13 protein-coding genes are annotated in these 15,888 nt (G+C 38.0%); 3 read left to right on the plus strand and 10 right to left on the minus strand.

The features are described from left to right. Nucleotides 1-7: 7 nt before the first annotated feature. The 10 genes from GI584_RS19290 to GI584_RS19335 all read right to left on the minus strand — a co-directional run bounded on the left by GI584_RS19290 (nucleotide 8) and on the right by GI584_RS19335 (nucleotide 12,654). Nucleotides 8-958, minus strand: a complete 951-nt coding sequence (locus GI584_RS19290; RefSeq protein WP_153792256.1) for a carbohydrate ABC transporter permease — start codon at nucleotides 956-958, stop codon at nucleotides 8-10. 58 nt (nucleotides 959-1,016) lie between these two features. Next, complete coding sequence (locus GI584_RS19295) at nucleotides 1,017-2,309, minus strand: ABC transporter substrate-binding protein (protein ID WP_153792257.1); 1,293 nt, start codon at nucleotides 2,307-2,309, stop codon at nucleotides 1,017-1,019. 601 nt (nucleotides 2,310-2,910) lie between these two features. Then, nucleotides 2,911-4,038: an MFS transporter gene (locus tag GI584_RS19300; protein WP_228552442.1), complete on the minus strand. Its 1,128-nt coding sequence runs from the start codon at nucleotides 4,036-4,038 to the stop codon at nucleotides 2,911-2,913. A 369-nt stretch (nucleotides 4,039-4,407) separates the two neighbouring features. After that, nucleotides 4,408-4,986: a YdcF family protein gene (locus GI584_RS19305; RefSeq protein WP_100362415.1), complete on the minus strand. Its 579-nt coding sequence runs from the start codon at nucleotides 4,984-4,986 to the stop codon at nucleotides 4,408-4,410. A gap of 84 nt (nucleotides 4,987-5,070) precedes the next feature. After that, on the minus strand, nucleotides 5,071-6,033 hold the full coding sequence (locus GI584_RS19310) for a D-2-hydroxyacid dehydrogenase (RefSeq protein ID WP_153792258.1): 963 nt from the start codon (nucleotides 6,031-6,033) through the stop codon (nucleotides 5,071-5,073). A 329-nt stretch (nucleotides 6,034-6,362) separates the two neighbouring features. Then, nucleotides 6,363-7,181 (minus strand): carbohydrate ABC transporter permease, encoded by an 819-nt coding sequence (locus tag GI584_RS19315; protein ID WP_153792259.1) that lies wholly within the window; start codon nucleotides 7,179-7,181, stop codon nucleotides 6,363-6,365. Next, the gene (locus GI584_RS19320) at nucleotides 7,182-8,072 is read right to left on the minus strand and encodes a carbohydrate ABC transporter permease (protein WP_100359179.1); all 891 of its coding nucleotides are present in this window, start codon (nucleotides 8,070-8,072) and stop codon (nucleotides 7,182-7,184) included. 42 nt (nucleotides 8,073-8,114) lie between these two features. Further along, a complete protein-coding gene (locus GI584_RS19325; protein ID WP_100359178.1) occupies nucleotides 8,115-10,124 on the minus strand; it encodes a glycoside hydrolase family 31 protein in 2,010 nt (669 codons plus the stop codon). 76 nt (nucleotides 10,125-10,200) lie between these two features. Next, on the minus strand, nucleotides 10,201-11,439 hold the full coding sequence (locus GI584_RS19330) for an ABC transporter substrate-binding protein (protein WP_153792260.1): 1,239 nt from the start codon (nucleotides 11,437-11,439) through the stop codon (nucleotides 10,201-10,203). Between the two features lie 189 nt (nucleotides 11,440-11,628). Further along, entirely contained in the window at nucleotides 11,629-12,654 is a 1,026-nt protein-coding gene (locus GI584_RS19335; protein WP_228552443.1) for a LacI family DNA-binding transcriptional regulator, read from the minus strand. Between the two features lie 313 nt (nucleotides 12,655-12,967). On the opposite strand from GI584_RS19335, the gene GI584_RS19340 reads away from it, so the two are divergent. From GI584_RS19340 to GI584_RS19350, 3 genes are read left to right on the plus strand one after another with little or no spacing between them, the layout of a single operon-like run. Then, nucleotides 12,968-13,981, plus strand: a complete 1,014-nt coding sequence (locus GI584_RS19340; RefSeq protein WP_153792262.1) for a TRAP transporter substrate-binding protein — start codon at nucleotides 12,968-12,970, stop codon at nucleotides 13,979-13,981. 4 nt (nucleotides 13,982-13,985) lie between these two features. Further along, complete coding sequence (locus tag GI584_RS19345; protein ID WP_153792263.1) at nucleotides 13,986-14,477, plus strand: TRAP transporter small permease; 492 nt, start codon at nucleotides 13,986-13,988, stop codon at nucleotides 14,475-14,477. 19 nt (nucleotides 14,478-14,496) lie between these two features. Next, nucleotides 14,497-15,801 carry a TRAP transporter large permease gene (locus GI584_RS19350; protein WP_153792264.1) on the plus strand — a complete coding sequence of 435 codons (1,305 nt, stop codon included), beginning with the start codon at nucleotides 14,497-14,499 and terminating at the stop codon, nucleotides 15,799-15,801. Nucleotides 15,802-15,888 lie beyond the last annotated feature (87 nt).

Consider the following 15,888-nt stretch of genomic DNA (forward strand, 5'->3'; position numbering starts at 1 on the left):
CTCCTTTTTATTTACCTTGGTAATGTACCCAACGTTTGGATGAAATGAAAATGACTGCTGTTAATAGCATGATAACGATAAAGAGAATCCATGCCATTGCAGACGCATAACCCATCTTAGAATATTTGAAGGCATTGTCATATAAATACATAACATAAAAGGTCAATGAGTTATCGGGGGTTCCTTGTCCCTGCGTCATCGTATATGGCAGGGTAAATTGTTGGAAAGCACCGATTGCCCCCATTACCAAATTAAAGAAAATAACAGGTGTTAACAATGGCAATGTTACTTTAAAAGTTTTCTGCAACCAGCTTGCACCATCCACATCAGCAGCTTCATACAATTCTTGAGGAATGTCTCCAAGCCCTGCTAAATAAATTATTACAGGCTGTCCAATCGCCCATAAGGACATTAAAATTAACGATGGCTTCGACCATGTTACACTTCCTAACCAATTTGGCCCTGTAAGCCCAATTGCGTCTAACACGCCATTCACTAAACCAAATCCTGGATTTAATAGCCACATCCACAATACTGCTAATGCCACGTGAGGGACTAAGGTTGGCAGAAAGAAAATGGTACGATAGACCGCCATTCCTTTCACTCTCATATTCAGCAGCATAGCTAATGCAACCCCAATAATGATGCTTAAAGGTACAAAGAAAATGGCGAAGTAAACGGTATTATAGATTGATTTCCAAAATATCCCATCAACCATTAGTTGTTTATAGTTACTGAAGCCAATGAATTCACCAGGGCTTAATATACTATATGTAGTAAAACTATAATAAATGGAGGAGAAGAGTGGAAATGCATAAAATAGAATTAAACCTATTACCCAGGGCGAAGCAAATAACCAGCCATTAATTGATGATCCACTTATTTTAGACTTCTTCTTTATGGAGGCTTCCATGCCTTCCTCTACTAAAGCTTGATCAGATTGTTCCATCTTTTTCATTCGGATTACCTCCTTCATTTAAGAGAGAAAGGAGAAGTGTTATCTCCTCCTTTACAGATTATTCTTCCAAAGCTTCTGTAACTCGCTGGGTCACCTCTTCTAAATTCTCTTTCGGCGTACCGTTTTCACGTGTTGAAGATTCCACTGCATCCGCTAATGCATTCCAATATAGCGAACCTGCTGTCATTACGGGACGAGAATTAGATTCTGGCAAAATATTAATAAACTCAGAAAAAATGGGATCATCGGTATATCCTAAGGATTCATTTACTGAATCAATTACAGAGAAGTCTCTACTTCCTTCACTGAAAATCTTCTGACCTTCTTCACTTCCAAAGAACTTCAGGAATTCCCAAGCACCATCCTGATTGTTAGCACCTTTCGGTATCACTACCGACCAGCCACCAGACCATGTCTTGAAATTATCGCCAGTCGGAGTTGGAATTGGCGTCACTCCATAATTTAAATCAGGAGCAAATTTCTCTAGAGATGCTACCCCAAAGTTACCATCAATTTTCATACTAATCTGACCTGATACAAAGGGATCCATCGCACCCGAACCTTGAGAATCTGTGAAACCTGCAATATCTTCCACACCGTATTTTTTACCAAACTCTGTAATCCACTCTAGTGCTTCAACATTCTTAGGATCATCAGCGGTTACTTCTCCTGTTTCTGGATCATAGAAATCCCCACCAAATGACCAGCCCCAGCTATAGAACGAACCTTGAGCAAACCATGGAATAAAACCTATTCTTTCAAACCGATTTCCGTCTTTAATCGTTAATTTTTCTGCAGCTTCTTCCAATTCATCAATTGTTGTAGGTGGATTCTCTGGGTCTAAACCTACTTCTTCGAAATGATCTCTATTATAGAAAAGCAATCGTGAATCGGTCGTCGTTGGAATTCCGTACAAATCTCCTTCATAAATAAGTTCGTCCCACGCAAAATCATAATAATCATCTTTACTTATCCCGGCTTCTTCTGCCAAATCTGTTAGTGATTCCAACGATCCCTCAGCAGCCCATGTAGCTACTTCAAATCGGTCAAAATAAGCGACATCAGGAGGATTTCCACCGGCGATAGCTGTTAATAATTTTTCATTTTGACCCTCACCTTGATTTGCTACATACGTGGCTTTAATATCGATATCTGGATATTCTTTTTCGAATTCTTCTATAACCTGTTCTACTGCGTCACCTGCCGTATCCGTCATAGAATGCCAGAATTCCACCGTGTTTTCCCCACTAGCACTCTCACTAGCTTCATCATCTGATGAACAAGCAGCTAAAACCATTACTAGTACTAAACAGAAGCTAAACATTAATTTATGAAAGATAGAATTACTCATATTTACTACCCCCTCATTTTTCTGAATATTCATAAGACATAAGCGGTGAACCTGCTTTCCCCTCCCTTCAGTTATTTAATAACAGCTAACTCACCAATAATGATATATCATTATTGATTTATTTTTGTAACCGTTACCAATTATTATAAATAGTATACTTATATTGTCAATGATATATTTATATGTTTTTATAAATAAAGATATGCATTAAAATAAAAAATACTCTCTCACCAAGGGTTTAAAGAGTTTTTTAGTAGTTAAAATAGTAATCACCAAAGTTTTTCATTTAAACAGGCTATTCACTCTATAAAATAAACAACTCTAACATACATGATATGTTAAATATATCATTAGATGACACTCTATTCTTATATCACTTATAAAATGTTCATTTGTATATTTAATAGAATAATAGGGAGCTATTTCATTAGAAAAACTTGGCTTATAGCCAGGTTCTCGCGGAAGCTTTAGTATTCTTATACTATCAACCATAAAATTTTATCTTCTGATAGTACAAAAATAGCTGTTGAGAAATACTCTCTCAACAGCTTGATGCCTCCACTAAATGGAATTATCTTTATTACCTGTCTCCTACTCCATTTTAAACCGCTTCTCGCTCCCGAACCTTCTTATCTTTCATCAACAATGATATATATAATAAAATCGAAATCATAGCTGAGACGGCGCCTGTAAGATAAATGTAGCTGTAACCCAATGAGGATGCGATAAAGCCAAAGCCAATCGCACCAACCCCTACACCTAAATCAAAGAAGGAAAAGAAAGTTGCATTCGCCATTCCTTTGCGATTATCAGGTGCTTGATTTACTGCCCACGCTTGAAGCGCTGGCTGTACCGTACCAAATCCTAAGCCATACAATGCAGCAGCTACAAACAGAACAAAGGAATTTGGCAACCATGCTAATAATACCATAGCCATCAAAATCAAAAACGTCCCAGGTAAAAACACGACAATATGCCCTCTTCGATCATACAGTTGTCCGGCAAACGTTCTCGTAATCATTAAGAAAATCGCAAAAACAAAAAAGTAAGCCTCAATTCCTGCAATTCCTTCTTGCTCCGTATATAACGGAAGGAATGAAGCAATTCCGCCAAAACAAGTCGTAATAAAAAACAATAATAACGACGGTCGTAATGCCTTTTTCTCAAATACATCAAACCTTGGAGTAACCACCTTTTTCGCTTCAGGATCAACAGGCTTGTATCTAATCTGACTAGACAATAATAACGCTACTAATCCTAACGCTGAACAAATCAAAAACAATGTAGTAAACGAAATATAACCGTATAAAGTAAGCCCTAAAGCCGGTCCGAAGGCAAGCGCAATATTACCAGACAGACCAAAATAGCCCATTCCTTCCCCTCGTCTGCTTACCGGAATCAAATCTGTCGCAATCGTACCTGTAGCCGTTGTCGAAAAGCCCCATCCTAACCCCTGGACACAACGCATAATAAATAAAAAGACAATACTTGTAATAAACGCGTAAGAACCAATCGAAATCACAAAAATGCCCAGACCAATCATATACACAAACTGTCTTCCTCTAGTTTCCAACGCATGCCCGGCAGTCGGTCGTAAAAGTAATGCCGAAAATGTAAAAATACCTGTAATAATTCCAATAAACTCATCACTGCCGCCCAATTGCTGAACAAATAACGGAATCGTCGGTAACGTCATCTGAAACCCTAAAAATATAAAAAAATTTGCCATACAAATCAGGGCAAAATCCTTCGTCCAAATCTTCTCTTTTTTCTTTTGTGATTGATCCACAAGCAGGACTCCTTTATTTCGATAGTCGAAATATATTATAACGCAAGACGCACTGATGATAAAAACAATATGCACAACGTTAACGTATATCCAACTGTTTTTTGGTAAAAAATGATATGTGTAACTCGGCATATGTACATCTAAAGAGAGGGTCATGCGATATGTGGTGGTGGATTGTCGGAGGGGTGTTATCGTTGATAATGTTTGTGTTATACTGCTGTCTAGTTGTAGCTGGCAGGTGTGATGAAGAAATGGAACAGTATATGAGGGGGAAGTAGCACTTTATATGCCACTTCCCCTTTTTTTGTTCTATAGACGAAAAAGTTCCCAAACGAATTTTAATACTTCGCTTGCTCCGTGCTTTCTTGATTCATGGTCTTTCCACCAATTCTTGTCATAGATATCATCACGAACAGGGACAGAGATTACTTCGATATTTTCATCATTCAATGTTTTTTGAAAGATCCATTTGGCCCGTGCGGAGTGATATTTATTAGTCACTATCAGTAGAGTCTCAACGTTTAGCTGGCGCAGTAGCGGTTGGGACAGTTCTGCTTCTTCTCTGGTGCTGGTCACTTCTTTGAACGAATAAATAGCGTCTTCAGGCACATCCAATTCAATCAGATGCTCCGTCATAATCTCTGATGAGTAAGTTTCCCAACCGATGAGCGCACCGGTGACGATAACGGAATCACTCCAACCTTCGTGATAGAGCTTAGCTGCCTCTGCCTCTCGTTCGCCTTTTCCACCACTTAATACTAAAATAGCATCTGCTTTTTTCGGCTGCTGTTCTAACACCAACAACTTATGTAAATTAATCAAAACAATAATGCTAATTAGCAACAAAAATAGAGGTGCTGAGACGAATAGCCATTTTTTCCAATCCATACCACCACCTCCTCCTGACAAATCAGATGCCATTCTATCTTATCATCCAAATATTAATATAGATACGGATTCAGTATCTTCTGCCTAATACCCCTTCTCATAATCTACAACATTCATATTTGGTGTACTAGACTCAAGGTAATGCCTTAAGTTAGGAATAAAAATATCTCGAATAACACGCTCTGTATAGTGTTCTGTTGCTCCTGCAGTATGCGGGGTTACGATGACGTTATCCATAGTCCATAATGGACTGTCTTCTGGTAAAGGTTCCGCCTGAAACACGTCAAGTCCAGCTCCGGCAATTTCATGATTTTCCAACGCTTGAATGAGCTCGTCCTCCTTCACAATCGGTCCCCTTCCAATGTTAATTAGAAACGCACTATTTTTCATTAGACGGAGCTCTTCTGCCCCAAACATGCCTGTTGTTTCTTCTGTCAACGGAAGTGTAATGACAACATAGTCACATAGAGGTAAAATATCAGCTAATTGATCAGGTGTATACATTTCATCAACATGATCTGCTCGTTTACCTGAATGACGAACACCAAGTACTTTCATGCCAAAAGCTTTGGCAATTTTAGCTGTTTCTTGACCAATAGCACCGACACCAATAATGCCAATCGTTTTTTCGTGCATTTCTAATTTTATCCCCGCATTGTGCCACGTTTTCTCCTGCTGTTGGCGCACATATGTATGAATTTTTCGAGTTAAACCCAGCATAAGAGCAAAAATCGTTTCGGAAATCGGATAGGCATGTACGCCGTTTGCACTCGTCAATGTCACGTTTTTTTGTTGTAAAGGTTCGAGCGGAAGACCGTTAACTCCTGCACTCCAGGTTTGAACCCATTTTAAACGCTTATTTTCCTCCAACAAAACCGGTGCAGCAGCTCTTTTCCAATGCAGCACTACCTCCGCCTCGGCCATTTCGTCCTGAATCTTGTCAGTGTCTTTGTTTGCGATGACGTTCCAGTCAGGGATTTCCTGCTTGATTTCATTGAACAGGTTTTCATCTAAGTTCATATTTATTACTAGTGTTCGTGCACTCATAAAAAACCTCCTTTTATGAAACTACCTTGATTTATATGTAGTTTATCATGTTTTTAGACATATCTGATAATTATCTATCTTAGAAGTAACCGTCACACTCTTTCCCTTCATTCTCTTAAAAACTACTTGATTAGTGAACAGGATTTAGAACTAGTTAATGTAACCAATTCGACATCTGATTTCAACAAGTAAAAAACGAGGTACAACCCTACTACAAAAGGTTCTACCTCGTTTTCTCATTCTTCCTTGTACTCCTGATTCATGTACCGTTTTTAGTCTCATACTGATTTTAAAGCAATCCTCAGTATCATCATTCTCTCTCTATTAAACTACTTAACAGATCCGCTTACTAACCCTTCCACTAAATGTTTTTGCAGAAGAACAAAGATGATAATTACAGGCAAGACGGAAATCGTAGCAAATGCCATTAAGTTATTCCATTCGATCCCATAGCGTCCTACCGCATTAAAAATACCTGCCGTAAGCGGCCATAATTCTTGATCTCTGTTAAATGTAATACTAAAAATTAAATCGCCCCAAGCAAAAAAGAAAGAAATTGCTCCACATACTAATACACTTGGTAGGGAGATCGGAATTATCACTTGCAAAAATGCTCTTAAACGGCTACAACCATCTATATTAGCCGCTTCTTCTAATTCTTTTGGTATACCCATAAAGAAGGTTCTTAGTAATAATACAGAAAAAGGTACTCCTAGAGTAGCTGTTGCCAGTACGGGGGCAACATACGTATTTAACAACCCTAAATTGTTGAACACAATGAATAGCGGAGTTAATACAACCGTAGCAGGTAACATTTGAGTGACAAGAAAAATAAGCATCATGGATGAAACTCCCTTAATCTTAAATCTTGCCAAGCCATATGCTGATGGCACCGCTAATAATAAAACAACCAAGGTTGCCAGACCAGCAATAATGACACTATTAAGAAAATACTGTCCGACATCCCCTTGCATGACTGCTATAAAACTATCGATCTGAAAATTTTGCGGAAATAATGTAGGTGGTGTTTGAAATATTTCCGTTTGTGCTTTAAAGGCAGTTATCACCATCCAATAAACTGGAAAGAGAAACAAGGCAACAATCACAATACCTACTATGCTTAGTATCCAACTTTTTCTATGACTCATCTATATCGCCTCATCTTTCTTAATCATTCGTAGATAAATTAAACTAATCACGAATAATATGATAAATAGCACGTTAGCGACAGCTGCACCTAAACTGAAATCAAAATCACTAAATGAATACCTAAAGGCCAAGGTCGAGAGTACCTCTGTTGAATTAATTGGTCCTCCACCAGTCATGACATACACAACATCAAAAACTTTAAATGTATAAATAAAGCCAAGCATTAATACCACCATGATTACCGGCTTTAATAATGGTAATGTAATATGAACAAGCTTTTGCCACCAATTCGCTCCATCCAGGCTGGCACTTTCATAAACATCCTGTGGCAGACTGCTTAACCCAGTGGATAACAATAACATGTTAAACGGAATACCGATCCAGATATTAGCTATGATTACACTCCACAGCGCGATGTCAGGACTAGATAACCACCCAATTGGGTCTTCGATAAAATGAAATGTCATTAACATCTGGTTCAGTATTCCTTCTTCAGATCCCATCATAAATTTAAACAATAAAGCTGTAACCGTCATAGGAATCAGCCAACTGATCATCATAATACCTCTTAAGAAACCCGCTAACTTAAATTTCATACTAAAAAACGAAGCAAGACAGAATCCAATAATTACTTGAAAAAATACACTGCCTACGGTGTATATCAACGTATTTTTTATGGAAATACCAAACACATCTTCCTCTGCGACAGTTCGATAGTTATCAAAGCCCACAAATTCTCTATTACCTCCTGCTAAATTACTTAAATCAACATTTTGAAAGCTAAGAATAATATTGTACAGCAACGGATAGCCTATCAACAGCAGCATAAATATAACAGCAGGGAGCACAAACAAATAACCTCCTGCTTGCTTTCTAAGTTTCTTCCACACTCGGAGCACCTCATTCCTTTCTTACAGAATTTTCATTACTACCTATTCTTTTATAGGTAATTTCGCATCATCTTTTAAAAATAACGGAATCGTATCAAGCGATGCATCACATTCTACCTGTTGACCACCATCAAACACTTCACCTGTATGTGCGTTTGTCCATGTTGCACCTTCTGGTAAATAAACATTTCTAGATCGCTTTCCTTCATATAATACCGGTGCCACAAGCAAATCTGGCCCAAACATATATGAGTCCTCTACATTCCAAGCTCGTTGATCAGAATAAAAATCGTAAAACAGTGGTCTCATCAATGGTGTACCTTTTTCATGTGCTTCTTTCATCAATTCTTTGATATATGGTCTAAGTCGTTCTCTCATCAACATATATTTCTTAAAAATGTGATAGGCTTCCTCTCCATAACTCCACACTTCATTGTCTGCACCACTTGGACAAATACCACCACCACTTGATCCGAGTGGCTCTGAATGAGGTTCTCGATCTCCATGAAGTCGGAACACTGGACAAAATGCACCATATTGAAACCATCTAATCATACATTCTCTAAAATCAGGATCTTCTGTATAAGCCCCCTGAAATCCACCAATGTCAGTAGTCCACCACGGTATACCAGCTAATCCCATATTAAGTCCCGTATTAAATTGGTTCCTTAATGATTCAAAACTGGAATCAATATCCCCTGACCAAACTAGGGCACCATAGCGTTGACTGCCTGCCCAAGCACAGCGTACAAGATTTACGATATTTTCTTGTCCTTCTTCTGCCATTCCATCATAAAATGCCTTAGAAAACATCATCGGATAGATATTGCCAACTTGTGCATTGGAACCAATATGATAACGATAATTCTCAAAGTCATACACGTTATACTCCGGTTCTGCCTCATCTAACCAAAATAATTTAATACCCTTGTCATAATAATTTTTCTTTGCCTTTTCCCAAACAAATTCTCTAGCACCAGGGTGGGTGGTATCAAAATAAACGGTATTCCCTAAGAAATCATGAGTAATACGTATACCTTTCTCCGTTCTCGTCAAATAACCTTTCTGTAACATTTCCTGATAGTTTTCACTTTTTTTGTCAACTGTTGGCCAGACCGAAACCATTAACTCGATACCCATTTCTTCTAACTCTTTTACCATCGCTTCTGGGTCCGGCCAATAATCTGAATCGAATTTCCAATCACCTTGTGTTGGCCAATGGAAATAATCAATTACAATTACATCAATTGGTAGCTCTCTCCTTTTATATTCACGAGCAACTTCCAATAACTCCTCTTGTGTTTGATATCGGAGTTTACATTGCCAAAAGCCCATTCCATAGTCAGGCATCATGGGAACAGTACCAGTTGCTCTTGCATAAGCTTCTTCAATTTCTGCTGGTGAGTCGCCAGCAGTAATCCAAAAATCAAGTTGTTTAGTGGAATTAGCCACCCACTCCGTTACATTTTTGCCAAAGGTAACCTGTCCAATTGCTGGATTATTCCAGAGGAAACCGTACCCTAAACTGGAGAGAGCAAAAGGTACACTTGCTTGTGAGTTACGATGCGCCAACTCTAATGTACAGTTTTTCAAATCCAAAAACGGCTGCTGATATTGCCCCATCCCATATAGTTTTTCATTTGGATCTGATTCGAACCTTTGTGTTAACTGAAAATCCCCGCCAAGATTTGCTTTGAATTCTCTGGCATCTATTTTCAATGCACTTGTGAATTCTTTTAAATTTTTACGATTCCGTACATATTCTTGAAGCAAAATCTCACCTTTCTGATTATAAAAGGTGACTTTACCTGCACCTCCCTCTGAAATAACCGCACGAATTTTGCCGTTTTCTATGATGGCACGGTCTTCTTCTACTGTAATATTTGTATTTATATTTGACTGCGGCAATAACGCCCAATCCTCTTCGGTCATGGAGGATAAATAAGTAGACCGTACTCTTAGACTATTTTCTCCCCATGGTTCAATCCATACTTTCTCACCATCAAATTCCCGTATAAGTCGATTTCCTTGTACTGTAAATACACTGTCCATTACTTCTCATCACTCCTGTTTCTTCTGTTTGGAGAGGCAGTGTTTACCTAATAAGATACATACTGCCTCCAATTAATTACTCTGATGCTTCAATTTCTGCTATATTTTCAGTTGCTTCACTTAAGGCGTCCTCTACTGGTTGTTCATCTGTTAAGATTTTTTGAATCGCCAGTTGAATTTCTTCTGATACGCCCGGCCAGTCTGGTGAAGGTCCACGAGCCTCAGCCACTTCCATAATTGGAATGAACTCTTTTACAACCTCTTCATTCTTCCAATAATCTGCTTCATTTAATACATCCGATCTTGTTGGATAATAACCAGTTTCCATTGCGAATCTTTCATTTTGCTCAGGTTCAAACAACCATGTTATAAAATCCCAGGCAGCCTCGTGATTGCCAGTTTCTGTGATCGAAATATTATCTCCACCTGTAACAGAAGCAAATTCTTGATCTTTTGGAATATTGGTAACACCAAAATCTAAATCCTCATTTTCTTGAATTCGTTCAATCATCCATGGGCCATTTATCATCATTGCTAAATTTTCTTCGATAAACATGCGTGTCAGGTCATCCTGTGTTGCGGTTAAGATATCTTGACTCATATAACCTTGGTCAAACATGTTTTTCAAGAAATCAAAAGTACCTGCCACTTCCGGAGAATCCAATTCTTTGTAGGTTCCTCCCGCCGAATAAATGAAAGGATAGAATTGAAAGGTTGCTTCTTCCGATCTGACAGCAGATAAACCAAATCCTTTAGTTTCATCAGTTGTTAAAGCTGCTGCTGTTTCTTCTAATTCCTCCCATGTTGTTGGAGGCTCTTCAATCCCAGCTTCTTCTAACATTTTTTTATTGTAGAATAAACCTAACGAATTTGTAGTGAGCGGTAGCCCATACTGTTTGCCCTCATATATTGTAGAATTAAAAGGTCCTTCTAAGAATTGGTCCGCTTCTCCCCACTCTTCTACATAGTCTGTAATATCAGCCAAAATTCCCATCGATGCCATCGAAACATTGTTGACCGTATCTGCAATAACAACATCAGGTAACGTATTGCCAGCTGTTCCCACAGATAATTGTCTATTCATCTCATCAAATGGGACATATTCCGCTACTACTTCTACTTCATCTTGAGACTCATTATAATCTGCTAAAATTTCGTTTAACGCTTCTTCGGATCCAGTGTAGTAATGCCATAATAAAATTTCCTGTTTCCCATCATTCTCTTCTTGCTGTGTATTCTCCTCACTATTTCCACATGCAGTTAACACAACTAAAAATAAAATCAAAGTTAAACTAACAACTATTTTATTCTTCATTTTTACACTCCTTTTATTTGATTACGCTTCCAAACTAAACATAACAACAATCTATGGATTTGTTATACCTTGTTTAACACCTCCTTGAAATGATTAGCGCTCCTCATTTCTTTGTATAAAAAACACTCATTTTACCGCATGTATTATTCAAATATATGATGAGCGAACCTCATTTAAGACAGCCAAATTTTATTTTAAATAATATTTGGCATTACCTTTCGTAACAATTTCCAACTTTACAATGTTATCTTGCTTCTCAGGATATTTTTCTAACATCAAATAATTAAATGCTAAACGTATTGCTAAACTCCCCTGGTATAAGGGGTCCTGGCAAATGGTAGCTGCCACAATATCATTCTGTAATTGCTGATATATCGCTTCACTCATATCATGACCGATGAGGACAGGTTTATCTGTCTCTATCTCTTTTACTATTTTTGCAACTTCGTCTAATGCACCGCATGCAACATAGATACCATCTACATCCAAAATATTCTGTTTTATTTTTTGTAATGATACATCCATATGTTGATTATCCAATTTAAGCATTTTGACAAATTCAACTTGCTTGTTTTCGAGAGCAAATGCTTCGAATCCTCTTCGTTTTTGTTTCATTTGGAAGGTGTCTGCTTCATCAGTAATAATCGCGAATTTTTTTGATGTACCTGTCAGTTTGACAGCTAACTCTCCAGCTAATCTCCCTGCATCATTATAATCTGCCCCTACGTACGAAATTCGCTTGCTTGATGGCGAATCATTGTTGAATGTAAAAATCGGAAAATCATTGTTGATTCCTGATTCTATAATTTTTGCAAGCGGAACACCATCCGTCGGGCAAATAACAAGTCCGTCATACTTTTGGGACTGAATAATGTTTTCTACTACCTCCACCTGTTTATGGATGGTATGAGGAGTTTTTAAGATATCTACATGAAATCCATAATCCTTAATATCTTCGAGAGTTGTTTTGATCCCGCCTTCTATTTCTTCCCAAAAGTACTCTGGATACTCAGGGAAAACACAAGCCACTTGTATCGATTTCTTTTTCGCTAAAAAACTTGCTGATTTATTCGGCTTGTAATTAAGCTCTTTTGCTTTGTCCAATACTTTCTTGGCAGTCTTTGGACTAACACCTCCTCTATTATGTAATACTCTATCTACCGTAGCTGTTGACATATTTAGTTGTTTAGCGATAGTCTTTGCGGTTACCTTCATTTCTCTCACCAATTTCCTCCATCTACTCTGTTGAATTAAAATGATGAGCGCTCATCATTTTTAGATAAAAAATCGCTTACATATAACTTGGCTACTAGTTTACTTATTAAGTTTTGTTTTGTCAATACTTTTTTCATCATTCTTCATAATTATTAAACACAAACAAAACCACTAAAACAAAAACATATAAACATTATTTTTTGACTTTATTTTTATTCGTTAGTATAATCGGAGTCGAATTATGTAACTTTCCCACAAATGTAAGGGATTTCCCATTAAACATCAAAGAAACTAAGTGCTTGGGGGTACAATGATGAAACGAACAATTTTATGGTTTCTATTTAGTCTCTGCATCATGCTTTTTGTAACCGGATGCAATAAACAAACACATGCAGATGAGCATGTCGTCTTACGCTTTGCTTATGCTAGTAATGCTCAGCCGGTGAAAGATGCTATGGCAAAGTTCGGAGAACTAGTAGATGAAAAGACAAATGGACAAGTAAGTGTGGAATATTTCCCTGATGGACAACTCGGCGGGGAACGTGAATTAATTGAATTAACTCAAACAGGGGCAATTGATATTACCAAGGTAGGCGGTTCTGCACTAGAGAGTTTTTCCGATAAGTATTCCGTCTTCGGCATCCCTTATCTTTTCGATGATATTGATCATTTCAACCGTGTCATGGAAAACGAAGAAATTATGCAACCGATTTATCAGTCTACTCAAGATTTAGGATTTATCGGATTGACCTACTATAACTCAGGCCAACGTAGTTTCTATTTAACGGATGGTCCTGTCCAAACACCAGAGGATATTCAAGGTAAGAAAATTCGTGTTATGGAAAGTGAAACCGCTATCCAAATGATCGAATTACTGGGTGGAACCGCGGTACCACTCGGAAGCGGTGAAGTATATACATCTTTACAACAAGGCATTATTGACGGCGCTGAGAACAATGAGTTTGCTCTTGTTACAGCAGGCCATGGAGATGTGGCTTCCTATTATTCCTACGATGAGCATACACGAGTGCCAGATATTGTGATTATGAGTGATAACGCACTAAAGCAACTAACCGAAGACCAACAACAAGCTGTACATGAAGCTGCTAAGGAATCCACCGAATATGAAAAACAAGTTTGGAAAGAAGCAGTGGAAGCAGAAAAAAAGGAAGCCGAAGAAGAATACGGTGTAACCTTCAATGACGTAGAGAAAGAGCTTTTTTTAGAGAAAGTGCAACCCATTCATGAATCGTTTAAACAAGATGAGACATTAAGTGACCTATATGAAGCGATTCGAAATCAAAGTCATCATTCAGAAGGAGAATAAGTGTATGAACAAGACGTTGCGAAAATATCTTGACCGTACGATGGAAACTATTACATGCACATTGCTAATGATAATGGTTGCTATCACGAGCTGGCAGGTGATCAGCCGATATATTTTGAACAATCCAAGCTCCGTAACAGGCGAATTTCTTCGATTTGGTTTAATCTGGTTCTCTTTATTAGCAGGCGCCTATGTCGTCGGCAAAAAAAGCCATATTGCGATAACTTTTCTTAGTAACAGGATAAAAAGTGAACCGAAAAAACGAATCTTGGAGATTATCGTGCAAATTAGCTTTATCCTCTTTGCTGCTATGATGATCATGGGAGGTTTTAAAGCTGTATCACTGACGATGGCACAAATTTCGCCATCACTTAATCTACCGATGGGATATGTGTATTTATCCCTTCCTGTTTCGGGAGTAGCCATCCTATTATATTGTTTCATTAATTTAATGGACCTACTCGATTCGAAACAATTACTACAAGAAAACTCTTAAAGAAGTAGGTGACTTAAATATGGTTGCAGAAGCTAGCATTATGTTAGTTCTTGTTTTTGCTATATTACTAGCAGTCGGAATACCGATTGTTATATGTATTGCCGTAGCATCATTGGCCACTGTACTCTTGATGCTACCACTTGATATTGCAGTTTTTACTGCTGGACAGAAAATGGTGTCAAGCCTGAATAGTTTTTCATTAATTGCGGTACCTTTCTTTATTCTGTCAGGCGTTATTATGAATAATGGTGGGATCGCCCATAAATTAGTAGAATTCGCAAAACTGATAGTCGGCAGAGTACCAGGATCTTTAGCCCACACGAATATAGTAGGAAACGCTTTGTTTGGTTCGATTTCCAGTTCTGCTATTGCCGCTTCCACCGCAATTGGTGGAGTCATGGTACCCTTACAGGAAAAAGAGGGGTATAGTCGAAAATTCGCCGCAGCTGTCAATATCGCTTCTGCCCCATCAGGAATGGTAATACCTCCGAGTACTGCGTTTATTATCTTTTCGCTAATAAGTGGAGGTACATCGATTGCAGCATTGTTTGTCGGTGGATACTTAATTGGCATACTATGGGCGATAACGATTATGGCGGTTGCATTTACTATTGCTAGAAAACGAAAGTATCCAATTGTTCAAAAGTCTGAAATCGCAAACATAAATAAAAAGAAAATTATCTTAGACGCAATCCCTAGTATTCTCTTAATCTTCATTATTATCGGTGGGATTTTGACGGGAGTATTTACTGCAATTGAAGCTTCTGCTGTCTGTGTAGTTTATGCTTTATTTTTAGCACTTGTTTATTATCGAACGTTAACGATTAAGCAATTACCTGAAGTTTTAATCAAAGCTGTAGAAATGTCTGGTATTGTCATGTTACTCATCGCTGCATCTTCACTGATGTCGTTTGCAATGGCTTTCACCGGCATTCCTGATGCTCTGAGCCAGTTTATTCTCGGTTTATCTACTAATCCATTGATTATCTTGTTACTGATTAATATCTTCTTGTTGATTATTGGTATGTTCATGGACATTGCACCAGCCATTCTAATATTCACACCGATTTTCCTGCCAATCGCAGAAGGAATTGGTATTGACCCAGTACACTTTGGCATTTTCTTTATCTTAAACTTGTGTGTCGGTACGATTACACCACCTGTTGGAACCGGTTTATTTGTTGGATCGATGGTTGGAAAAGAAAAAGTCGAAAATTTGATCAAACCGTTAATGCCTTTCTATGTTGCCATGTTTGTTTTATTGATGGTTGTTACCTATGTTCCGGAAATTAGTTTATTCCTTCCTAATTTGTTAGGGTTGTAATATAGAGGGGCTGGCAGAATTTTCTGTCAGCCTTTTTATTGTTTAGTGGTCATTTCTCTTTATAACTGTTATATAGACTGTCTAACT

This window comes from Gracilibacillus salitolerans (assembly GCF_009650095.1).
Lineage (GTDB): Bacteria > Bacillota > Bacilli > Bacillales > Amphibacillaceae > Gracilibacillus > Gracilibacillus salitolerans.

Bases quoted from the DNA above. Each gene is read 5' to 3' on its own strand.
- GI584_RS19290 (WP_153792256.1), bottom strand. From the start codon at position 958: ATGAAAAAGATGGAACAATCTGATCAAGCTTTAGTAGAGGAAGGCATG.
- GI584_RS19295 (WP_153792257.1), bottom strand. From the start codon at position 2,309: ATGAGTAATTCTATCTTTCATAAATTAATGTTTAGCTTCTGTTTAGTA.
- GI584_RS19300 (WP_228552442.1), bottom strand. From the start codon at position 4,038: ATGGCAAATTTTTTTATATTTTTAGGGTTTCAGATGACGTTACCGACG.
- GI584_RS19305 (WP_100362415.1), bottom strand. From the start codon at position 4,986: ATGGATTGGAAAAAATGGCTATTCGTCTCAGCACCTCTATTTTTGTTG.
- GI584_RS19310 (WP_153792258.1), bottom strand. From the start codon at position 6,033: ATGAGTGCACGAACACTAGTAATAAATATGAACTTAGATGAAAACCTG.
- GI584_RS19315 (WP_153792259.1), bottom strand. From the start codon at position 7,181: ATGAGTCATAGAAAAAGTTGGATACTAAGCATAGTAGGTATTGTGATT.
- GI584_RS19325 (WP_100359178.1), bottom strand. From the start codon at position 10,124: ATGGACAGTGTATTTACAGTACAAGGAAATCGACTTATACGGGAATTT.
- GI584_RS19330 (WP_153792260.1), bottom strand. From the start codon at position 11,439: ATGAAGAATAAAATAGTTGTTAGTTTAACTTTGATTTTATTTTTAGTT.
- GI584_RS19335 (WP_228552443.1), bottom strand. From the start codon at position 12,654: ATGAAGGTAACCGCAAAGACTATCGCTAAACAACTAAATATGTCAACA.
- GI584_RS19340 (WP_153792262.1), top strand. From the start codon at position 12,968: ATGAAACGAACAATTTTATGGTTTCTATTTAGTCTCTGCATCATGCTT.
- GI584_RS19345 (WP_153792263.1), top strand. From the start codon at position 13,986: ATGAACAAGACGTTGCGAAAATATCTTGACCGTACGATGGAAACTATT.
- GI584_RS19350 (WP_153792264.1), top strand. From the start codon at position 14,497: ATGGTTGCAGAAGCTAGCATTATGTTAGTTCTTGTTTTTGCTATATTA.